The 22826-nt window shown below is 55.8% G+C and carries 17 protein-coding genes, 2 tRNA genes and 2 rRNA genes (1 of these 21 running past the window's edge); 6 read left to right on the forward strand and 15 right to left on the reverse strand.

Translation table 11 applies throughout. The features are described from left to right. The 8 genes from K3729_15060 to murA all read right to left on the reverse strand — a co-directional run bounded on the left by K3729_15060 (position 1) and on the right by murA (position 6208). Positions 1-1032 carry a ribonuclease E/G gene (locus K3729_15060; GenBank protein ID UWQ98729.1) on the reverse strand — a complete coding sequence of 344 codons (1032 nt, stop codon included), beginning with the start codon at positions 1030-1032 and terminating at the stop codon, positions 1-3. Further along, positions 1029-1625, reverse strand: coding sequence for a Maf family protein (locus K3729_15065; protein ID UWQ98730.1), 597 nt, complete (start codon positions 1623-1625; stop codon positions 1029-1031). The genes K3729_15060 and K3729_15065 overlap by 4 nt, the downstream gene beginning before the upstream one ends. A gap of 5 nt (positions 1626-1630) precedes the next feature. Further along, positions 1631-1849, reverse strand: a complete 219-nt coding sequence (gene infA, locus K3729_15070) for a translation initiation factor IF-1 (protein UWQ98731.1) — start codon at positions 1847-1849, stop codon at positions 1631-1633. 222 nt (positions 1850-2071) lie between these two features. Continuing rightward, positions 2072-2548, reverse strand: a complete 477-nt coding sequence (locus tag K3729_15075; protein UWQ98732.1) for a low molecular weight phosphatase family protein — start codon at positions 2546-2548, stop codon at positions 2072-2074. 1 nt (position 2549) lies between these two features. After that, entirely contained in the window at positions 2550-3029 is a 480-nt protein-coding gene (locus K3729_15080; GenBank protein UWQ98733.1) for a UPF0262 family protein, read from the reverse strand. Next, positions 3026-4336 carry a histidinol dehydrogenase gene (gene hisD, locus K3729_15085; GenBank protein UWQ98734.1) on the reverse strand — a complete coding sequence of 437 codons (1311 nt, stop codon included), beginning with the start codon at positions 4334-4336 and terminating at the stop codon, positions 3026-3028. The genes K3729_15080 and hisD overlap by 4 nt, the downstream gene beginning before the upstream one ends. A gap of 124 nt (positions 4337-4460) precedes the next feature. Further along, positions 4461-4940 carry a DUF2948 family protein gene (locus tag K3729_15090; protein UWQ98735.1) on the reverse strand — a complete coding sequence of 160 codons (480 nt, stop codon included), beginning with the start codon at positions 4938-4940 and terminating at the stop codon, positions 4461-4463. Beyond that, positions 4937-6208, reverse strand: coding sequence for a UDP-N-acetylglucosamine 1-carboxyvinyltransferase (gene murA, locus K3729_15095; protein ID UWQ98736.1), 1272 nt, complete (start codon positions 6206-6208; stop codon positions 4937-4939). Before murA ends, K3729_15090 begins: the two co-directional genes overlap by 4 nt. Before the next feature lie 239 nt (positions 6209-6447). Here murA and K3729_15100 point away from each other — a divergent pair. After that, a tRNA-Thr gene (locus K3729_15100) sits at positions 6448-6522 on the forward strand. 146 nt (positions 6523-6668) lie between these two features. On the opposite strand, the gene K3729_15105 is transcribed toward K3729_15100, so the two are convergent. Beyond that, on the reverse strand, positions 6669-8978 hold the full coding sequence (locus tag K3729_15105; protein UWQ98737.1) for an RNA-binding transcriptional accessory protein: 2310 nt from the start codon (positions 8976-8978) through the stop codon (positions 6669-6671). A 185-nt stretch (positions 8979-9163) separates the two neighbouring features. Here K3729_15105 and K3729_15110 point away from each other — a divergent pair, with 185 nt between their 5' ends. After that, complete coding sequence (locus K3729_15110) at positions 9164-10375, forward strand: sodium:proton antiporter (protein ID UWQ98738.1); 1212 nt, start codon at positions 9164-9166, stop codon at positions 10373-10375. Positions 10376-10442: 67 nt separating this feature from the next. Here the strand turns inward: K3729_15110 and K3729_15115 are convergent. The 3 genes from K3729_15115 to K3729_15125 form a co-directional block, all read right to left on the reverse strand. After that, a tRNA-Met gene (locus K3729_15115) sits at positions 10443-10519 on the reverse strand. A 160-nt stretch (positions 10520-10679) separates the two neighbouring features. Next, positions 10680-12326, reverse strand: coding sequence for a sulfatase-like hydrolase/transferase (locus K3729_15120; protein ID UWQ98739.1), 1647 nt, complete (start codon positions 12324-12326; stop codon positions 10680-10682). Beyond that, complete coding sequence (locus K3729_15125; protein ID UWQ98740.1) at positions 12323-12814, reverse strand: MarR family transcriptional regulator; 492 nt, start codon at positions 12812-12814, stop codon at positions 12323-12325. The genes K3729_15120 and K3729_15125 overlap by 4 nt, the downstream gene beginning before the upstream one ends. A 137-nt stretch (positions 12815-12951) precedes the next feature. On the opposite strand from K3729_15125, the gene K3729_15130 reads away from it, so the two are divergent. Together K3729_15130 and K3729_15135 are read left to right on the forward strand one after the other, a co-directional pair. Beyond that, complete coding sequence (locus K3729_15130; protein ID UWQ98741.1) at positions 12952-14007, forward strand: C4-dicarboxylate ABC transporter substrate-binding protein; 1056 nt, start codon at positions 12952-12954, stop codon at positions 14005-14007. Positions 14008-14085: 78 nt separating this feature from the next. Next, positions 14086-16368 carry a TRAP transporter fused permease subunit gene (locus K3729_15135; protein ID UWQ98742.1) on the forward strand — a complete coding sequence of 761 codons (2283 nt, stop codon included), beginning with the start codon at positions 14086-14088 and terminating at the stop codon, positions 16366-16368. A gap of 73 nt (positions 16369-16441) precedes the next feature. Here the strand turns inward: K3729_15135 and K3729_15140 are convergent, their stop codons facing one another. After that, positions 16442-17329 carry a MurR/RpiR family transcriptional regulator gene (locus tag K3729_15140; GenBank protein UWQ98743.1) on the reverse strand — a complete coding sequence of 296 codons (888 nt, stop codon included), beginning with the start codon at positions 17327-17329 and terminating at the stop codon, positions 16442-16444. A gap of 340 nt (positions 17330-17669) precedes the next feature. Here K3729_15140 and K3729_15145 point away from each other — a divergent pair, with 340 nt between their 5' ends. Both K3729_15145 and K3729_15150 read left to right on the forward strand, forming a co-directional pair. Then, positions 17670-18425, forward strand: a complete 756-nt coding sequence (locus tag K3729_15145; protein UWQ98744.1) for a 3-keto-5-aminohexanoate cleavage protein — start codon at positions 17670-17672, stop codon at positions 18423-18425. A gap of 113 nt (positions 18426-18538) precedes the next feature. Then, a complete protein-coding gene (locus K3729_15150) occupies positions 18539-19858 on the forward strand; it encodes an aspartate aminotransferase family protein (GenBank protein ID UWQ98745.1) in 1320 nt (439 codons plus the stop codon). Positions 19859-20623: 765 nt separating this feature from the next. Here K3729_15150 and rrf read toward each other — a convergent pair. Then, positions 20624-20738 (reverse strand): 5S ribosomal RNA (gene rrf, locus K3729_15155). Positions 20739-20867: 129 nt separating this feature from the next. After that, positions 20868-22826, reverse strand: a 23S ribosomal RNA gene (locus K3729_15160); it runs 881 nt beyond the window's last position.

Raw genomic sequence — 22826 nt, forward strand, 5'->3', positions numbered from 1 at the left:
TTAAACGCCCTCCGGTAGCGTCCGTGTTAGCGTCAGACGTTCGCGTTTGCGCTGCAATTCGAACAGGCCCATTTGCGTCCAGCCGACCATGGACGTTTCGATCGGGTCCGCCTTGAGCGCTGCCCGAAGCGATTGTTCGACCTGTTTGCGGTGTGCTTTGGACATTGGGGCGAAATCGACGGTGATTTGGCCGCCTAGCCCGCGCAGGCGCAGCGCCCGTGGCAATGCCCGACAGGCCGCCAAGTTCGCCTTAAGCGCCGCGGCGTGGGATGTGTCGCCGCCTGTGTTGACGTCAACCGCCACAAGCGCCCGTGTGGGTTCGACAAACATCGTGCCTTCGCCGATTGTAACCATGGGGTCGGACAGGCCATCGATCTGGTCGAGCACGCCGAGGTGTTCAAAACTGCCTGCATCCGTGACGACATCCGCGCGGCCCGTCCATTCGCGCCATGCGACGGTGTGAGGGCCGTCGCCTTCGGTCAATGCCTCTGGTTCGGTCCCTTCGCCTTCGGCCATAATGGCGTCGGCAAGCGTGTTCATGGCTTCGATATCTTCAAGGATTTCAGCCACATCTGCAGCAGCGCAGCAGGACCGGATGATCAACCCGTGTTCGGTATCATGGGCCCCGTGTGCCAGTTCTAGCAGACGGTCGCGTTGTTCTTCTTCGATCTGACGGGACACGTTGATGCCCGGTTTGCCGGGTGTTACGATCACATAGCGGCTCTTGAACAGGACACGATCGGTCACGGGAACGGCTTTGCCGCCTTCAGCGTAGCCCGTGACCTGCACGAGCATAGGCTGGCCGGGGCGCAGCCCTTTGGAATAGCGTAAGAACGCCTTTTCGCCGTCGGGGAGGCGCAGCATCATGCCACCCTGCCCCTTGAGCGGACGATCACAAATCGCGCGAAAAATCGCACCGGGGCGCGGCGCGTCTAGATCATCGATCAGCAGATCGTCGAGTTTACCGTCGATCATGTAGGCTGCTGCTTCGCGGTCACCGATGTGATCCAGAACAATTGTACGCCCGTTCATGATGCGTCTCCAAATAGGGGAAATCCTGCGGCTGTCAGCAGGCCAGCGGTTTCGGGCAAAGGCAGCCCCATGACCGCGTGAAATGATCCGTTGATCCACGGGATAAAGGCGGATGCGGGGCCTTGGATGCCGTAGCCGCCTGCCTTGCCCTGCCAATCGCCGGTGCCGAGATACCAGTTTACTTCGGTATTCGAGAGCCGTTTCATCGATACGGTCGTCTGCACGTCTTTGCACCAGACACGGTCACCGCGTTTCACAGCAACAGATGTGATCACCTTATGACGGCGGCCGGACATCGCGTGCAGGAACGTCGCCGCCTCTGCTGCATCGGCGGGTTTGCCCATGATGCGGCGGCCAAGTGCGACGGTTGTGTCCGCGCACAGCACGACTTCGTCTTCCGTGATGACAACCGCTTCGGCCTTTTCGCGGGCGATGCGGTTCACATAATCACGCGGCAGTTCCGCGCGGTGCGGGTCTTCGTCAATATCGGGGGGGCGTACGTCGGATGGCGTCAGACCAAGCTGCGCCAAAAGCTCCAGTCGCCGGGGCGAACCAGAGCCTAAAATCAGCCGTAGGCCGGAATTCACCGGCATAACGGTCACTTGAATCGATAGTTGATCCGACCCTTAGTCAGATCGTACGGGGTCATTTCGACCTGTACTTTGTCGCCAGCCAGAACACGGATGCGGTTTTTGCGCATCTTACCTGCCGTATGTGCGATGATCTCATGGCCGTTTTCCAGCTCGACCCGAAATGTCGCGTTTGGCAAGAGTTCCTTCACGACGCCGGGAAATTCGAGCAGTTCTTCCTTGGCCATGGTCTCTCCTGAGTAGTTTATACGGGGTTATGTCCCGTGGTGGGGTACATGCGCCCCCTTCCGAGAAATATCAAGTGTAAAGGCGTGTTTACATTTGATCACACTGCATTTTACCGCGTGTTCCGCGAAATTTTGGGCTGATTTTTTGTCGAATACGGCGATCATTGTGGTTTCGTCGATTTTCAGGGGTTTAGCGACGGTGCGCGATTCCCAAGCCGGTTGTCAGGTTTCGACGCCAGCGCCCCAACGTGCTGTCAGTTTTTCAACGATTTGGTCGCGGGCCTGACGGTAATTCACAAGCTGGGCATCGCGGCTGTCGCCCAACCCCGTGGGATCAATGATTGGCCAGTATTCGACTTCGAGGTGGTAGAATTGCGTGAGATCAAGCGCCCGTCGCTGGCTTGCGGGTGACAGCGCCAAGACAAGATCAAACGACGATAGATCATCGCCCCATTGTTCCATCTCGTCAAAGCTGCGGGACCGGTGGCGCGACAGTTCCACCCCCAGTTCCTGACACACAGCAATCGCGAAACCGTCAATCTCAAGATCATTTTTCACGCCAACGGACTGAATGTAACATTCTGTTCCGTATAGTTTTTTCATGATCCCTTCGGCCATGGGTGACCGGACTGCGTTATGATCGCAGCAAAAGAGGACCGACTGGGGGAGATCTTCGTATGTCTTGGCCCCGTCCGTCATCTTAACCACCAAAATGCAAAACGCAGATCAAGGTGAACAGGCGGCGGGCGGTGTCGATGTCGACCTCGGCTTTTCCTTCGAGCCGTTCTTGAAGCACCCGCGCCCCTTCATTGTGGATACCGCGCCGCGCCATGTCGATGGTTTCGATCTGGCTTGGCGGCAGGGTTTTCACGGCTTCGAAATAGCTTTCGCAAATTTGGAAGTAATCCTTCACAACCTGCCGGAATGGCCCGAGTGAAAGGTGAAATTCGCCTGCTTCGTCTTGAGTTTCGGTGGAGATTGCGAAAACCAACCGACGATCCCGGATCGACAGGCCCAGCCGGTAAGGCCCTTCAGGCACGGCGCGATCATCTCGCGATGCAGGGATAAAACTGTTGTCTTCCAACAGATCAAAAAGCGCGACTTTGCGTTCTTGTTCAATCTCTGGTGTTGGGGGCGGCAGCGCGCTGTCGTCTAGATCAATATGTGAAATGCGGTTCATGATGGGTCCCCATTCAGGCGGTCCAAACGGGCGCGCACTGACAGACCGTGCGCCTCCAAACTTTCGGATTGCGCCAGCCGTTCCGCCGACGGGCCGATAGCGGCCAAAGCTTCGGGCGACATGCGTGCAAGCGTTGTGCGCTTCACAAAATCCATGACGGATAACCCGCTGGAGAATCGTGCAGACCGTGCTGTTGGCAACACGTGGTTTGGTCCACCGATGTAGTCGCCAATGGCTTCTGGCGTCCAAGCACCGATGAAAATTGCGCCCGCGTGCGTGATTTTCGCGGCCAGCGCATCTGCGTCCGCGACGCAGAGTTCGAGGTGCTCTGGTGCGATCCGGTCGGATAGCGTCACCGCCTCGTCCAAGTCAGAGACTGTGATCACGGCCCCAAAATCACGCCAGCTGGCGCGTGCGATATCTCGGCGTTCCAGCGTTTCAAGGCGCTTTTCAACGGCATCCGCGACAGCCTGACCAAAATCCGCGTCATCGGTGATCAGTAGTGATTGTGCGCTTTCGTCGTGTTCTGCTTGGGACAAAAGGTCGAGGGCGATCCAATCGGGGTCGTTGTCCTTATCCGCGATGACAAGGATTTCAGACGGGCCCGCGATCATATCAATGCCGACTTTGCCGAAAACACGGCGTTTGGCTGCCGCAACAAATGCGTTGCCCGGACCAGTGATTTTATCAACGGGCGCAATGCTTTGCGTGCCATAAGCCAAAGCTGCAATGGCCTGCGCACCACCGACACGGTAAATTTCGTCGACACCTGCGATTTGGGCGGCCAGCAGTACAAGCGGGTTTACCAAACCATCTGGCGTCGGCACTGTGATCGCCAGACGCTGCACGCCTGCAACCTTCGCCGGGATCGCGTTCATCAAAACGGATGACGGATAGGTCGCCAAACCACCCGGCACATAAAGTCCCGCAGCAGACACAGGTGTCCAGCGCCAGCCAAGCGTCGCACCCGCGTCATCCGTCCACATCTGATCATCGGGCAATTGGCGTGCGTGATAGGCGCGAATGCGGTCTGCAGCTAATTCGAGTGCGGCGCGGTCTTCGTCAGATACCTTCGCGCATTCAGCCGCGATTTCAGCCTCAGAGAACCGTAAAGTGTCTGCCGTGACGTCAAAACGGTCGAATTTCGCAGTCAGTTCCAGTACAGCCGCATCACCGCGCGCCCGCACGTCTGCAATGATGTCCGCCACGATATGATCCACATCAGGCGAATCCTCGCGTTTTGCCCCTAAAAGGGCAACAAACTGGGCTTCGAAATCGGCATCTGAACTGGAAAGAAACTGTGGCATCGGGTACTCCTTACGCCTGTCTTACAGCGCTCACGCGGTACCATCAATGCGACAGGGTTGCTTCTTTTGGTCTTAAATACCTCTGCCGGAGGCATCCGAATTTTCTAGAAAATTCGTGACCCGATCACAGGTTGTGATCAGGTACCTTTTTTGAGGGCGCAACATATGGCCGCGTCACGTCACGCAAAACGACTTCGAGCGCTTCGACGTCAATCGCAACCGCACCGTCGCCCGCAAGCGTTAGTTCGATGCGTCCCATGCCATCTTCGCCCGCCGTAAACGCCATAGAAAGCAGTGAATACACCATGTCCGCATCGCGTGGATCGACACCTTGCGATTTGACCGCCTGCACGTCTTCGATCACCAAAACGGACTGCACACGTTCATAGTCGCGTTTGCGCAGGGCTGCTTTGTCCGCATCTTCCCAGCGAAAACGGTTCAACAGGATCGCAAAGCGGCGTGCCTTGCGGTCCCATTTCATTTCAGCGGCCGGAAATACGGCGTCTTGCACCAAAGCGGCAAGTACCGCCAAGTCTTCGGCATCGAGCGCCTTCAGCCGTAGGGGTGCTTCGCCGCCATCTTCAAAACGTGCGTCTTCGGTCATATGCCTTGTACCCGTTCAATTTGTGCGCCAACGCCGCCCAGCTTTTCTTCGACGTGTTCATAGCCGCGATCAAGGTGGTAGACGCGGTTCACAACGGTTTCACCTTCCGCCGCAAGCCCAGCCAAGATCAAGGAAACAGAGGCCCGCAGATCGGTTGCCATCACAGGCGCACCTTTCATTTTGGCCACGCCTTTGACAGTCGCAGTGCCGCCTTGCACGTCAATGTCTGCGCCCATGCGGATCAATTCGGGCGCATGCATGAAGCGGTTTTCAAAGATCTTTTCTTCCAGCACCGATGTTCCTTCAGCGATACACAGCATCGCCATCATCTGCGCCTGCAGGTCGGTCGGGAAACCCGGGAATGGTTCGGTCGTCACATCAACCGCTTTCGGGCGATCCCCGCGACGGCGGACTTTCAGGCCGTTGGCCGTCTCGGTCACATCGATGCCAGCTGCATCCAGTTTTTCAGCGAAAGCTGCGACCAAGGACATTTTCCCGCCAAGACATTCGACCTCGCCACCTGTGAACACAGGGGCCAGCATATAGGTGCCCAGTTCGATCCGGTCCGTGACGACGGGGTGCGTTGCCGCCCCGAGACGGTCCACGCCTTGGATCGTAATTGTGGATGTGCCGTCGCCATCGATCTGTGCACCCATCCGGCGCAGACAATCCGCCAGATCAACGATTTCCGGTTCGCGCGCCGCGTTGTTGATGACCGTGGTCCCTTTCGCAAGGGTCGCCGCCATCATGATGTTTTCGGTTGCCCCGACGGATGCAAACGGGAAATCAATGACCGCACCTTGCAGACGGCCACCCATGGCTTTTGCATGCAGATAGCCGTCACGCAGGTCAATCTCTGCGCCCATTTTGGTCAGACCGTCAGTGTGGATGTCCATCGGGCGCGCACCAATCGCACAGCCACCGGGCAGCGACACGATCGCATGGCCTTCACGGGCCAACAAAGGCCCCAGAACGAGGTTGGAGGCCCGCATTTTACGCACGATGTCGTAATCAGCGGTCGTGTTGATCGCGCCGTGTGTGGACATGACCTGTACTTTGCCGTCCTGCAATGCGGTTACTTCGGCACCCAGCGATTGCAGCAGCTGCGTCATGGTTTTGATGTCTGACAGACGTGGCGCATTGGTCAGCGTCAGCGGTTCTTCGGACAGCAAGGTCGCTGGCATCAACGTCAGTGCGGCGTTTTTCGCGCCTGCGATCTGAATTTGACCGCTGAGTTCGCGCCCGCCTTTTACAACAATTGAATCCATCTACCCGCCTACTCTTTCTTTTCAGTCTTGTCCGACGCCGCGCGTGCTTTTGCCTGCGCTTTGCGTTTGCCCATATTCGCCTTCAGCGCCGCCTTTAGCCGGTCTTCCCGAGTTTGCGGAGCCTTGGTTTTTTTGCTTGTGTCTTGCGTCATATACGACGTGTTATCAAGCTGTGCAAAAAGCGTCTAGTGAGGGCTTGCACCGCAATGCGAATACGTCTAATTCCCAGCCTCACGGATGCTGTGGTAGCTCAGTGGTAGAGCACACCCTTGGTAAGGGTGAGGTCGGGAGTTCAATCCTCCCTCACAGCACCATCCTTCAAACAGATTTTTTTGTCTTGCGAACCTACGTGTTGATCATGTCGTTGATCGCCTGGGGTCTATGATTTTGCCAACAAAAAAGGCCGCGCAACACATATGGCGTGTCGCGCGGCCTGTTTGGTGCGGGCGTGATGAACGCCCTACCCCTTGGGATTTTTCATCGCGGCTGCCAGAGCTGATCCAAATGCGCCTTGGCTAGTGGTTTTTGGTGCCGCTGACGTTTTATGCACTGTCCGCGGTCCTTTGGGTTTGTCGCGATTGTCGCGCGGGGCTGGTTTCGCACCACCGTCTTTGCGCATGCTGAGCCCGATGCGTTTGCGCGGCACGTCGACTTCTGTCACGCGGACCCGCACCACATCGCCTGCTTTGACGACCTCGTGCGGGTCTTTGACGAACTTGTCCGCAAGCTGGCTGACGTGGACCAGTCCGTCCTGATGCACACCGATATCAACAAACGCGCCAAAGGCTGCGACGTTAGTGACGGTGCCTTCGAGTGACATGCCTGCCTTGAGGTCCGTGATGCTGTCGACGCCTTCCGCGAAGGTCGCGGTTTTGAAGGTTGGACGCGGGTCGCGGCCCGGTTTTTCCAGTTCTGTCAGGATGTCGCGCACCGTTGGCAGGCCAAAGCTGTCGTCGACGAATTGCTCGGCCCGCAGGCCTTTTAACGCCGCACCGTCCCCCATGATCTGCCGGATATCGCGCCCGCAGGCTGCCACGATTTTGCGGGCAACTCCGTATGCTTCGGGGTGGACGGACGACGCATCAAGCGGTTCGTCCCCGCCCGTGATCCGTAGGAAACCTGCGCATTGCTCGTAAGCTTTTGGTCCCAAACCGGGGACTTTGAGCAGTGCTTTGCGGCTTGGAAACGGTCCATTGGCATCGCGATGTGCGACGACTGCTTGCGCCAGCGACGTGCCGAGGCCAGCAATATGCGACAAGAGCGGTGCGGACGCCATGTTCAGATCGACGCCGACCGCGTTCACTGCATCCTCGACCACGACGGCCAGAGATTGCGCCAATTGGCGTTGATCCACGTCGTGCTGGTATTGGCCGACGCCAATGGCTTGCGGGTCGATCTTGACCAATTCGGCTAACGGGTCCTGCAGCCGCCGCGCGATGGACACAGCCCCGCGTAGGGAAACGTCAATATCAGGGAATTCGAGCGACGCGAGTTCAGAGGCCGAATAAACGGACGCCCCTGCCTCTGACACGATCACGGATGTAGGGCGCGTCACACTGGAAGGCAGGCGTTTGATCACGTCCGCGACAAGCCGTTCGGATTCGCGGCTGGCCGTGCCATTGCCGACTGCGATCAGCGCGATCCCGTGTTTCTGGATCATGTGGGTCAGGGTTTCTTCGGCCCCGCGCAGATCATTTTTCGGCTGGAATGGATAGATCGTTGCCGTGTCGAGCAGTTTGCCCGTTTCATCAACAACCGCAATTTTGCACCCCGTCCGAATACCCGGATCGAGGCCCAGCGTCGCACGTGGCCCCGCAGGTGCCGCCAGCAAAAGATCACGTAGGTTGCGCGCGAAAACGTCGATGGCTGCAGCATGTGCCGACCGGCGCATTTCGGCCATCAGGTCCATGAACATCGCAAGGCTCAGCTTCACCCGCCATGCCCAGTTGGCCACGCCTTGCAGCCACAGATCACCGGGTGCATCGCCGCGAATACCGATTTCGGCTGCGACGATGTTCAGGATACGCGGCAGGCCTTCTTCGGGTTCGGGGCTGATATCGAGGGTGACAATTTCTTCTTTCGTCGCACGTAGGATCGCAAGGGCGCGGTGCGACGGGATTGTGGCCCATTTTTCGGAATGGGCGAAATAGTCGGAGAACTTTGCGCCAGCTTCTTCTTTACCTGCAATGACGCAGGCGTTGATCATCGCTTCTTGCTGCATAACCTCGCGCAAACGACCGACAAGGCCCGCGTTTTCACCCAGTTCTTCGACCAGAATATCGCGGGCGCCATTCAGCGCTGCTTTGGAATCCGCCACTTCGTCCGACAGGTATCCTTCGGCCAATGCGACGGGTTCTGCGTTGCGGTCGTCCATGATGGCGCGCAACAGCGGTTCTAACCCGTTTTCACGGGCGATCATCGCTTTAGTCCGGCGTTTGGGTTTGTAGGGCAGATACAGATCTTCGAGCACGGCTTTGGTATCGGCCTTTGCAATGTCGCGGGCCAGCGCGTCGGTCATTTTACCTTGCGAGGTGATCTGATCGGCAATCGACGCACGGCGCTTTTCAAGATCGCGCAAGTAGTCCAGACGTTCCGCCAAACGGCGCAGCTGCGCATCATCAAGTCCGCCTGTCGCCTCTTTACGGTAACGGGCCACGAAGGGCACAGTATCCCCGCCGTCCAACATGGCCACGGTGGCCGTAACCTGATCGGGCCTCGCGCCAATGTCGCTGGCAATATTGCGGGCAATGCGGTCTGCGACAGCGGTCATGAGAGGCTCCATCTACTCGTTTGGAAAATCGTGATAGCGCCCCTGTCCGGCAGGGCCAAGACCAAGTTGCAGCTTATCCACCGAGAATTTCGGCCGGGCGGATCGTCTAGATTGCATGACATGCCTTGCAGCCTGAAACCACGCGTAGTTAGCTTGATCAAAGGTAGATTGCTTAAGGGGTGAAAATGACACTTGATCCAGAAATCGTCTTGCTTGGCGTCCTGATCTGTATTTTCGCCTATTCCTTGCTGACCAAAGCGATTGCGCGTTCAATTATCACGCTCCCCATCATTTTCATGGTGGTTGGGTATCTTGCGGCAGGCCCGATTGCGCTGATGGCCGAACCCGAATTGCTTGATGACGGAAAGCGGTTGCTGGCAGAAATCACGTTGGTTCTGGTCCTGTTTTCAGACGCCAGCCATGTGCGTACCCAGAAATTAAGACGCAGCTTTGGCATCCCCCTACGCATGCTTGTGATCGGTCTGCCGCTGACCATCGCGTTGGGCACCGTTGTAGCTTACGGACTGAACCCAAGCAGCGGTATGGCGATGGCATTGCTCACCGCAGCGGTGCTGACCCCAACTGACGCGGCATTTGGCCAGACAGTTTTATCAAGCGATTCCGTGCCCGAGAATTTACAGCAGACCATCAATGTTGAAAGCGGTCTGAACGACGGACTTGTGCTGCCGTTTGTCTTGTTAGGCGGGATCCTTGCGTCGGCAGGCATGCAAGGCGCGAACACAGATGGGTTGGTCGTTTCGGCGTTGCTACAGATCACGTTCGGCCCGTTGGTCGGGGTCGGTATCGGCTGGACCGCAGCAAAGGCGATGGGGCTCGCGCAGAGACAGGATGTCATGGCCGAAGCGGCTGGTGGCGTTGCGTTTGTTATGGTCGCGTTCTCGGCCTATTTGTTGTCCGAATTAGTCGGAGGGAACGGGTTTATCGCTGCTTTCACCGCTGGCATGGTTTTCGGAAACACCTACAAATACCCCCTGCATTTCATCAGCGAATTCATGGAAGGCATCGGCCAACTTCTGACGATGTTTGCGTTTTTGGCATTTGGTGCGCTTTTGCTGCCGGACGGCTTTGCGCATATGACGTGGAACGCGGTTATACTGGCGTTTCTTTTTCTGACGCTTGTCAGGATGTTACCCATCATGGTTTCGCTTTGGGGCACACACCTGCATGTGAGCGAGAAGTTGTTTTTGGGATGGTTCGGGCCGCGTGGGTTGGCGTCAATTTTGTTCACGCTGATCATGATCGACGAATTCGACTTTCCGGGTGAAGATGAACTGCTGGCGTGTGTGTCGATGACCGTGTTCATGTCCATCATTCTACACGGGATGTCGGCCGCGCCACTGGCGAAATGGATCGGAAAAACCGTTCCAAATGAATGAGGTTTAGGCTGAGTGGTGACCAGAAACGACAAAACCCCACCGTTTTACGGGTGGGGTTTGTAGGACTTGGTTGCGGGAGTAGGATTTGAACCTACGACCTTCAGGTTATGAGCCTGACGAGCTACCGGGCTGCTCCATCCCGCGCCAAGTTCGCATCAGATACTGCGAGTGGCTGGCGACCGCAAGGGGCGTTTTCGCACTTTTGTCATGTTTTTCGATTATTACGTAAAGTCAGCCTTATTCGGTGAAAACTATCCTCGTGGCCACGAGGGTTCGGTGGACTAATCTAGGTAATACCAAGCAGTTATCGTGGGCCCTGTGGTTTCAGGTCAGCGAACGCGATGCCTGTTGTGGCTTCGTATTCTTCGGCGTCCCAGAATCCGATCAGGATGCCGGCCTTTGCTGCCGTCTTTTGCCCTGCCAGAACTGCCGGCGTTGCCGTGATGCGCGTATGATGCTGGGTCGCCCATTTCAGCAAAGCCGCTTCCATCCGTTTGCGCGTCTCGATGTGGGCGATGTCCTGTGACGTCCCGAGATCGATCAGTTCTTGTGGATCTGCTTCGAGATCAAACAGGATCGGATCAAAGCCTTCGCACCGAATATATTTCCAACGTCCATCGAAGATCATCGTGGTGTGTGCGTCTTCTTGGGGGACGTCCAAGGTACGGGCCATTTCGGACCAGTGGTAATCGTGTTCGCTGATGACATAACCACGCGCGAAACCGTCTGTGCCATGCAGGATCGGCGTCAAATCACGCCCTTCGATGATGTGTGGCTTCGGTTCGCACCCCAAGGCGTTCATAAAGGTCGGCGCGAGGTCGATCATTTCGATCAGGTCATCTGACACCAAGCCGCGCGTCGCATCCGCATCCTTGCGCGGGTCCGCGATGATCATGGGGACTTTGACGGCCATTTCGTGATAGAAGTCCTTATCCCCCATCCAGTGATCCCCCATATAGTCGCCGTGATCAGAACAGACTGCGATGATCGTGTTATCGCTGAACCCTTTTTCATCCATCCAAGCAAACAACCGCCCCAGATTGTCATCGAGCTGTTTGATCAGCCCCATATAGGCCGGGATCACGTGCGTGCGCACATGATCGCGTGAAAAGCTTTTGCAGACGCGCGCATCAAGGTAGGCCGCCATTAACGGATGTTCGGTCTGCCGTTCTGCATCGCTGCGCACCGGATCAATGATGTGCCCTTCGTCATACATGTCGTGGTACGGCGCGGGCACGATGTAGGGCCAGTGCGGTTTGATATAGCTTAGGTGGCACATCCAAGGTCGCCCGTCAGCCGCAGCGTCTTCCATGAACGCCATAGCGCGGTCGGTCATATAGGCCGTTTCGGAATGTTCTTCCGGCACGTTTGCCGCAAGGCGTGAATTCTCAAGCAACCACGCCGAAAGCTGTTCTCCATCGTCGTCGAGCCCCGAATTTGCGAAATCTTCCCACGGATTATCGCTTTGGTAGCCATGTGACACGAGGTAGTCATCGTAGGCCGACCAATTCTGGCGCGGACTGTCGGGGTGCAAACCGTCGTCCCTTTCAAACGGTTCGAACCCGCATTCAGACCTGCGCACGCCGATTTCGCTAGCCGGATCAATGCCCAGCCAAGCCATACCTTCTTTGTCCGCAATCATGTGGGTTTTACCGACCAAAACAGCTCGTGCGCCTGCGTCGCGCAAATGATCACCTAAGGTCGGCTCCCCAACCCGCAAAGGCATGCCGTTCCATGTGGATCCATGGCTGCGCACGTATCGCCCTGTGTAGGCCGACATCCGCGATGGTCCGCAAACGGGCGATTGCACGTAGGCATTGGTGAACCGGACGCCCCGCTGTGCGAGCGCATCAATGTGGGGTGTGTGCAGGTGTGGGTGACCGTAGCAGCTAAGGTAGTCAAAGCGCAGTTGGTCGGCCATGATCCATAGGACATTGGGGCGATCGTTCATCCTGACTCCAGATTCGGCTGGTTAAGGTGAGCTTCGTAACGGTCGATCAAGCGCAGGAAGGTTGCGATTTCGTCTTGGTCAAAGCTTTCGTTGAGACCTTCCCGACGCTTTTGCATGATCGGTGCCGCATTGGCGTAGGCCTGTGCACCTGCCGCAGTCATATTGACCAACGATTGCCGTTTATCATCGGGGTTCGGGACCGTTTCGACATAGCCCTTGTCACGCATCGCAGGCAGAGCCCGACTGACCAAGGAATGATCGGTGCGCTGGATTGACGCCATGTCTTGCACGCTAAGTGGTCCGGCCTCGTGCAGATCCCAAAGAATGCGCCATTGGGTAATCGACAGACCGCCCGCGGACAGCAAAAGCCGTTGTGCCTGCGTGCGCGATGCGGTGGCCGCCGCTTGCAAGCGCCCGAACAGGTTTGCATCCTGCGTGGCCTTGCGTGCTGCCAGTCGTTGCGCGCGTGATTTCGACTTTTCATCCATCTGCGTCTCCTACGGGCTCATTCAACAGCAAAAAATATTACGTGACAAGTCACGTAATATTTGCAAACCTTTCCTTGCTTCTGGTTATCCGAAGCGAAGGCTGCTTGACCCAATGCAGCCACTAGGGAGGAGAAAATATGTTCAAGGCATCCATTATGGCTGCGGTCATTGCCGCTTTGCCTGCTGTTACAGTCGCACAAGCAAACCTAACAGCGGAAACCACATCGCCGGGATCAACACCCCATTATATTGACACAACGCTTGCCGCCGTTCTGGAATCTGCCGGCGTGGCCAGCTTGCAAATTACCGAAGGCGCCACACTGACCAATTCGGTGCAAGCTGTTGCTGAAGGCCAATTGGATATGGCACCCGCGCCGCTTATCCTGCCGTTCCTGATGTCACGTGGGATTGGCCCCTATTCCGGCGTCGGTGAAGAAAAAGGTGCCGAATTAGCCGGAAACCTGCGCGCGCTGTTCTTTACCGCCGCGTCTGCGCAGATCTTTGGTCATTATGATAGCGGCGCAATCACGGACATCACACAACTTGACGGACTGCGCATCTGGAACGGACCGCCTCGCGGTGCTGCGCTGACATCCGGACGTGCGGCGGTTCAACTGCTTTCCGGTTTGACCGAAGGCGAAGGATATGAAGGCATTCAATCGCCTTGGCCTGATACGGTGTCCAGCATCACGGGTGGTGGTGCCGATGGATGGACTATTCCCGAAGGGCTGCCATCTGGACGACAGATTGCGATTTCTGCCGCCGGTGCGATTACCATTTACGATATGCCATCTGATTTGCTGAACAGCGAATTGGGCCAGCAGATTATGAATGCGCCCGGTCATGCCGCGTATTCTGTGCCTGTAGACGAATATCGGGCTGCTTATGAAGGTAACGATATTACCATTGTCACAGATGACGACACGTTTGACAGCTTTGCCACGGCGTTCGCGCAGATCGTCCCGGCGTCAATGGATGACGAACTGGCCTATCAGGTCACAAAAGCATTCCTTGAAGGCCAAGAACGGTTTGAAACAGGATCGCCGCGCGGTCCTTACCTGTTCCTGAGCTTTGGTAACATCGACGGAACCAGCCAAGGTGTCTGTGGTGCCGTCAAGATGTTGATGCACCCCGGTGCGATCCGCGCTTACGAAGAAGCCGGTCACACCGTCGCGGATTGCGTACGTCCCTAAGTCAAACACGGGGGCCGGATCACGGCCCCCCGATTGTTCCTCACCGGAACTTGAAAGAGACGGAACATGGAAACTGCTATGCCCCGAGGCCGACGTGCGGCGCTGGTGCTTGCCTTTTTGCTCGTGATCATTGGCATGCTCAACACCATGCCGGAAATCGCTGGGCTGCAGGACTGGATGCGCGACGTCACCGGCCTGCGTTATTTCCGTGTTTCAGGGTTTCCCACCGAATATCTGTATCCACCGCTATTTGTCTTGATGATGGTGATCGTCACGCTGGACGCTAGCGTCTATCGGGCGTGGCGCAACGACAAGCCACAGCGTGCTTGGCTTGGGGCCTGTCTAGATGGCGGGCTGATCCTTGCTGCTGTGCTTGGAGCATTGGGGTTTCTCGTTGAAATTGATTCCATTTGCTTGATCGACCAAATCACAGGCGAACGTGCACGGCTGATCGCGGATGCGGCAGAACGATCCGCTGGTGTGATCCCCGGTATGACCTTCGAGGCCGAAGTTCCAGCGTGTCAGGCGCGCTTCGGGGTCTGGATCATTCCGCTGCTGTTCACGATCATCACGCTGTTTTTTCTCTACAATATCCGCGTCTGGGGATTGCCGCTTGTGGCAGTCGCCAGCGTTGTTGTGCTGTACACCATATCCACCGCGCTGATTTGGGTGTTTGACCTGAGCGATAATAACTTTCTGCTGACGAAGCTCGGGGCAGACGGAGGTGATCCGCTTGCCGCAGCGATCCAAAAAGCGACGAACGTTTTCATCACACCTGATGGTTTCATGGGCCGGTTCATGGACATCATCGTCAATCAGGTTTTCCCATATGTCATCTTGGGCGCACTTTTTGGCACATCGGCAGGTGGCACGTCGCTGATCAAACTGGCCGTCCGGTTGACGCGAAACCTGCGGGGTGGTCCGGCCCATGCAGCGATTGTGTCTTCGGCCATGTTTGGCACGATCACAGGCGGGCCTGTAACCAACGTATTGTCCACGGGGCGACTGACGATCCCGATGATGCGACGCAACGGGTTTTCACCGCAATTTGCGGGCGGAGTCGAAGCCGCGGCATCGTCGGGCGGACAGATCATGCCACCGGTGATGGGGGTCGCGGCCTTCGTCCTCGTGGCGATTACGGCGGTGCCATACACCAAAGTCATCACGGCAGCATTCATTCCCGCGATGGCGTTCTTCTTTTCGATCTTTCTGGCCGTTGTGTTTCAAGCCCGCCGCGAGAAGGTGCAGGCCATGCGCACGATTCCAGACGATCTGGTGATGGAGCGGCAAGATTGGCTGAACCTTGTTGTCATTTTCCTTCCGATCCTGACGATCCTGTTCCTGCTGCTGGGAAACAAAGATGCATTCGCACAAAGCGCGTTGGCAGGCATGCTGCCCGCTGGTGTCGCACAGACGATCACCAATTCGACGGGGGATGCCATTTCTGCCGGATGGTGGGCCGTCATCGTACTGTTGCCGCTTTTGTTTCTTGACCCAGCAACACGGGCGAAACCGTCCAAAGTTCTTACCTCTCTTGGAGAAGGCGGGGTTCTTGTTTCACGGTTGTTTTTGCTCTTGTTCGCGGTTTCCATCATCTCTGCGTTTTTGAACGAAAGCGGGCTGACGGGCGAATTGACGCGCGCTGTCACAGCGTGGCTGGAAACGGCACAGGTCTTGCGCATTGCTGGCTATGAAATCCCGATTGTCGGAGGGGTCTACCTGATGCTTGCGCTAACCTGCGCAATGTTCTGCGCAATCCTTTTGGGTATGGGGATGCCGACAGTTCCCGCCTACGTGAATGTCGCGCTTTTGCTGGGGCCACTTTTGGCCAACCTTGGGGTCAGCTTTTTCACGGCGAATATGTTTGTGTTCTATTTTGCGGTCGCGTCAGCGATTACGCCACCAGTCGCTATCGCTGCCTTTGCCGCCGCGTCGATCACGCGGACCGAACCGATGCGGACCAGCATTGCGGCCGTGCGCGTGGGCATCGTCATGTTCACGATCCCCTTCGTCTTTGCGTGGTACCCCGAATTGCTGCTGATCGAAGAGGCCGTGACGATTACGAGCGACACGGGCCGTCGCGTTCTGATCCAAGGTTATTCCGGGCAGGTCGATTGGGTCGGCCTGGCGGGCGTGTGCCTGCGACTGGTGCTTGTGCTTTATCTTGTCGCGTCCGCACTTGCGCGTTTCGATTATGGACCGATTGGACGTGCTGAAGCCGGATTACGTTTGTTCATTGCAGTTCTGGTGTTGTGGAAAACTGCCCCAGTGATGTGGATCGGCATAGCGGCAGCGGCGATGATACTTGTTGGCCATATGATGTGGCATCGGAACAAACGTATGGGTGAAAATATTGGCTAGCGGTGCGCCGATCAGATCAAGTTGCCGGCGTTTTCTTTAGCGTCGCGAATGATCTGCGTGATCCGGCCGAAAACTAATGTTTTTTCCTAGGACCCCAATATGCGTCGTGCCTTTGGCGTAGGTCTTCGTAATTCTTGATCCGAAGCTTCGCGTCGTTTCCTCCGGCCTCGACGAGCATCGCGAGCAGGCCTTCCATCACGGCCATTGCGCCGACGTAGCAGCCGAAATGATGCGTTGAAACAACCGAAACGATGAGGTTTTCGTGCGGTGTGAATTCCGACGAAACGATTTCGCTGTCGGACAAGATTATCAACTTCACGCCGCGTTCATTTGCGAATTTGCACGCATCAATCGTCTCTTTTGAATAGGGCGTGAAGGTGATTGCAACGAGGACGTCTTCGGGGCCCGCATCGTTCAGTTCATCAATCGCGCTGTTCATGTGTCTTGGAATTAATTGCAATGATGGCAATGCCATACGGCCAACATAGTGAAAGTAATAAGCAAGCCCGTAGCTGGCGCGAACGGCTGTGAGATACGTGTTTCGCGCGCCCAACAGCATCTCGACAACCCGCTCCAGTTGACCTGTTGTCTGGAGTTCCAAAGACCGGTGAACCACCCCGATTGAATTGGCCGCCGCTTCGGCCTGAGCCGCGCCTTTCGCACCCGACGATTGCAAGTTGGTTAACCATTCTGGCAAATCGGTAACTTGCGTGGACGCGACCAATGCGTGCCGGAACGGTTCGCGCAGGTCTTCGAAGCTATCGAAATTAAGGTGTTTGGCCATCCGTACGAGTGTGTAAGTTGACACGCCCGATTTGCGCGCTGTTTCGCGAATTGGGTCCAGCCCAAAGTCGGCAGGATGATCAACGATGTACTTTGCAACCGTCTGAAGGCGTGGAGACAGGTCAGGCAGTTCGCCCTTAAGCATTGATATTGTTTTGGATTTCAGCGTTGGATCCACAGCGATCATCCCTCACATAACTGCGGCCATACAATAACATTTGTGATTTTTAGATACAATTGACAGGCTCTGTAATTTGAACATTCTTGCAGCAAGATTTGGTTTCAAAATAGATCGTGTCCCAATGCCTGAATTCCCTTCGCTCGCATCTATTTTCGTTATGGGCAGTGCTTTCCCCCTGCTCTACTGTGCAACGATGTTGGTCGCCGATGCCGTCGTTACGGAATCCGGCAGGCTGACAAAGGCCTTCCCGTATTCGGGTGATCTGTGCCCACAACGGGGCCAAAAACCCACACGGTCATTTGTCGCCCCGAACGTTTCGCGGATGCGGAGACACTAGATGCTAAAGCCTTTCATCATGGTGGCCCCGACAGGCGCACGTCGCATGAAATCTGATCATGCGGATTTACCGATGACGATGGACGAAATTTTTAAGACGGCGATCAGTTGCCACGCATCAGGGGCCGACGCGTTGCACCTGCATATTCGCGATGATGATGGTCGACATTCGTTGGATGCCGGTCGGTACCTTGAAACGATCGCAGAGCTGGACCGCCTGTTGCCCAACATGCCTGTTCAGATCACGACCGAAGCAGGCGGGATTTTCGATGTATCCGCGCAATTGCGCTGCTTGCAGACTGTAAAACCCAAATGGGCATCAATTTCAGTCCGTGAAATCGACCGATCACCTGATTTGGCTGATGCTGTTTATGGCGCATGTGCGGACGCTGAAACGGAGGTCCAGCATATCCTTTACGGCCCAGATGATGTTTCGCTTTACATGCAGCGCCGCGCCGAAGGCATTATCCGACAGCACCAAGCCGATGTGATTTACGTCCTTGGCAGGTACAGCAAAAACCAGACGTCACGCGCCGAAGATTTGCAACAATTTCTGACCGCTGAACATGACGCTGACAGTTGGATGGTTTGCGCGTTTGGGCCTTTTGAGCATGCATGTTTGGTTGATGCAGCCCAACGTGGTGGTGCGCTACGGGTCGGATTTGAAAACAGCATAACCGGCGAAGACGGACATACTCACAAGGATAACGCAGCCTCTGTTTCCTCTTTGCGCCAGAAATTGACGGGGGCGGCATGATCACGACCCGTCTGCGCAGCAGTTTATCGGTCCAAACGCCTACCGTTCTTCCGAGGCGCGCAATCTATGACGCCTTAGCCAACGCTTCATACTAGATCATAAAGGTCGCACCCATGTCCCACATCTTCCCACGCCATTGTCACGCTGATATTCCCACCGCTGTTGGTGGCGACGGTTGTTTCCTGATCGACGCGTCTGGCAAACGCTACTTTGACGGGTCAGGCGGGGCAGCGGTGTCTTGCCTTGGACATTCAAACGAACGGGTCATTGCCGCCATCAAAGACCAAGCCGAAACGCTGGCCTATGCGCATACGGGGTTCTTCACCACCGCACCTGCCGAAGAGCTGGCCGATCTATTGATTGCACATGCGCCCGGTGATCTGGATCGCGTCTATCTTGTCTCTGGCGGGTCGGAAGCGGTCGAAGCTGCGTTAAAGCTCGCGCGTCAGTTCCACATTGAAAACGGCGAACCTAGCCGCAAACATGTGATTGCGCGCAGGCAAAGCTATCACGGCAATACGCTTGGCGCGTTGGCCGCCGGTGGCAACGCATGGCGCCGCCAACAGTTTTCACCGCTTTTGATCGACGTCAGCCACATCGCACCTTGTTATGAATACGCGGAACGGGCGGCGGATGAAACGCTGTTTGATTACGGCCAACGAGTCGCGAATGAATTGGAAGAAGAGATCCAACGCCTTGGCCCAGAAAACGTCATGGCATTTATAGCTGAACCTGTTGTCGGGGCGACGCTCGGGGCGGTTCCCCCTGTGGAGGGCTATTTCAAAAGGATCCGCGAGATTTGCGACGCGCACGGTGTGCTGCTGATCCTTGATGAGGTGATGTGTGGCATGGGCAGAACGGGTCATTTATTTGCCTGCGACGCTGACGGTATTGGACCGGACATTCTGTGCATCGCCAAAGGTTTAGGTGCTGGATATCAACCCATCGGCGCGATGTTGTGCACGTCGCATATTTATGATGCCGTGGCCAACGGCACCGGATTCTTCCAGCACGGACACACCTATCTGGGACACCCTATCGCCGCTGCCGTCGGTTGTGCGGTTCTCAAGGAAATTCTCGAAAATGATCTGGTCGCGCAGGTGCTGTCGCGCGGCGCATTTTTGGGCACGCAGCTTCATCACATATTTGGACAACATCCGAATGTCGGTGACATTAGAGGGCGTGGGCTGTTTTGGGGCATTGAACTGGTCGAGAACCGAGATAGCAAAACCTCATTTGATCCAAGTCGCGGGATTGCAGGTAAGATCAAAAAAGCAGCGTTTGCAGAAGGGCTTGCGTGCTACCCGATGCCAGGCACGCGAGATGGTCGCATCGGCGACCACGTCATGCTCGCCCCGCCATTTGTTGCATCTGAAGCTGAGTTAAAAGGAGCGTTGGAAAGCCTTGAGCGTGCGCTGATTAGGGCGCTTTAGCGCAGCGCTTGCATGCCACCTGCTCGGATATTTTGTGCGGGCGACCATTTAGGGTACATTTCTGCAGGATCTCTAGCAGGTCCAATTAGACACGATGCCTAATTTCACCCAATAGGGGATCCCATGCAGCGCTTACGCTGTGGCTTTGCCGTCTGTATTTATTTGCTATTTTTTGTGTTTATCGTCGAGAGATAGGGTTGGCTTCTTATTAGATTTGGCAGTGACTTACTCTCCCACGCCTTAAGACGCAGTACTATCCGCCGACCGACAGGCGTTTGCTTGCCAAACGCCGTAAGGGGGCGCAGCGGCACTTAACTTCCGCGTTCGGGATGGGATCGGGTGTTTTGTCCCTTTCAAAAAACCACTGTGTTTTTTGAAGGCGTAGCAAGGTTACTTTGCTTGCAAAGTGACAGCTACTCAGACGTTATGACCACTGCCATGTTTTCGGGCTTGATTGTTGGATTGGTATTTTTATCGTTGAGAGATACTTTTTTGACGTTGCTCATTAGATTTGGCAGTGACTTACTCTCCCACGCCTTAAGACGCCGTATCATCAGCGCAGCCGCCTCTATTGGGCCCACGTTCGGTATTGGATTTTGTGTTCAGTCCCCTTCAAAAAAGCATTGTGTTTTTTGAAGTCGTCTCAAGTTTGTTTTGCTTGCAAGGTGAGTGCGACTCGGACGTGATGCCGATTGGCTTGCTATCAGGTTTGATTATTGGGGGGAGTGGTTTCATCGTCGAGAGATACGGTTGGCTTCTTATTAGATTTGGCAGTGACTTACTCTCCCACGCCTTAAGACGCAGTACCATCAGCGCAGCGGCACTTAACTGCCGAGTTCGGGATGGGATCGGGTGTTTTGCTCGCGCTATGACCACCAAATCAAAAAAGAAGCCAACGATCAGGCTGATATCCTATGCGGGATTTCTGCTTGTTCCGTATCAGATATACTGATGGTTGTGTGTGTATGTATCATGATTTTAATTCAGTAAAGTCAGACTATTACTGGATCAAATCAAGCCTATCGGACCATTAGTACCAGTCAACTGAACGCATTGCTGCGCTTACATCTCTGGCCTATCGACGAGGTGGTCTACCTCGGTCCTCAGGGATACCTTGTTTTGAGGGGGGCTTCCCGCTTAGATGCCTTCAGCGGTTATCCTGTCCGATCATAGCTACCCTGCACTGCCGTTGGCACGACAACAGGTCCACCAGTGGATCGTTCACCCCGGTCCTCTCGTACTAGGGGCAACTCCTCTCAAGTATCCTACACCCACGGAAGATAGGGACCGAACTGTCTCACGACGTTCTAAACCCAGCTCACGTACCTCTTTAAACGGCGAACAGCCGTACCCTTGGGACCTGCTCCAGCCCCAGGATGAGATGAGCCGACATCGAGGTGCCAAACGGTGCCGTCGATATGGACTCTTGGGCACCATCAGCCTGTTATCCCCAGCGTACCTTTTATCCGTTGAGCGATGGCCCTTCCACTCGGGACCACCGGATCACTATGGCCGTCTTTCGACTCTGCTCGACTTGTCAGTCTCGCAGTCAGGCTGGCTTCTGCCATTGCACTCAACGAGCGATTTCCGACCGCTCTGAGCCAACCTTCGCGCGCCTCCGTTACAATTTGGGAGGCGACCGCCCCAGTCAAACTACCCACCACGCAGGGTCCCGGATCCGGATAACGGACCGCGGTTAGACATCAAACAGAATAAGGGTGGTATCTCAAGGGAGGCTCCACCGAGACTAGCGTCCCGGTTTCAAAGCCTACCACCTATCCTGCACATACTGTGTCTGATGCCAATGCGAAGCTATAGTAAAGGTGCATGGGGTCTTTCCGTCTAACCGCGGGGAGCCTGCATCTTGACAGGCAATTCAATTTCGCTGAGTCCACATTTGAGACAGCGGGGAAGTCGTTACGCCATTCGTGCAGGTCGGAACTTACCCGACAAGGAATTTCGCTACCTTAGGACCGTTATAGTTACGGCCGCCGTTTACCTGGGCTTCAATTCGGAGCTTGCACTCCTCCTTTTAACCTTCAGGCACCGGGCAGGCGTCAGACCCTATACGTCGTCTTGCGACTTCGCAGAGCCCTGTGTTTTTAGTAAACAGTCGCCACCCCCTGGTTTGTGCCCCCGGCAAAAACTTGCGTTCTCACCGGGCCTCCTTCTCGCGAACTTACGGAGGTATTTTGCCGAGTTCCTTAAATGTGGTTCTCTCAAGCGCCTTGGTATTCTCTACCAGTCCACCTGTGTTGGTTTAGGGTACGATCTCATGGAGGGCTATTTCCAGGAACCTCTCAACGGCCTCCCCAATCCGATAAGGGGAAACAATCTTCGAGATCCGTCACATCCTCCTGGCCCAGGAATATTAACCTGGTTCCCATCGACTACGCCTTTCGGCCTCGCCTTAGGGGTCGGCTTACCCTGCTCAGATTAGCTTTAAGCAGGAACCCTTGGACTTTCGGCGAGGGAGTCTCTCACTCCCTTTGTCGCTACTCATGTCATCATTCTCACTAGTGATCTCTCCACCGGATCCCTCACAGGCCGGCTTCACAGAAAGCACCATAACGATCACAACACCCAAAGGTGCTGATATCGTCAGGTACTATGTCACACTACGCTCTGCTACCATGCACTATGTGCATCCTAGACTTCGGCTCATGGCTTGAGCCCCGTTACATCTTCGCCGCAGGACAACTTATTTAGACCAGTGAGCTGTTACGCTATCTTTAAAGGATGGCTGCTTCTAAGCCAACCTCCTGGTTGTTTTGGTCGTCCCACCTGCTTTCCCACTTAGCCATGAATTAGGGGCCTTAGTCGTAGGTCAGGGTTGTTTCCCTCTCCACAACGGACGTTAGCACCCGCTGTGTGTCTGCCGGATATTACTCCTCGGTATTCGGAGTTTGGTTAGGATCAGTAAGACGGTGAGTCCCCATTACCCATCCAGTGCTCTACCCCCGAGGGT

The organism is Rhodobacteraceae bacterium S2214, assembly GCA_025141675.1.
Classification (GTDB): domain Bacteria; phylum Pseudomonadota; class Alphaproteobacteria; order Rhodobacterales; family Rhodobacteraceae; genus Yoonia.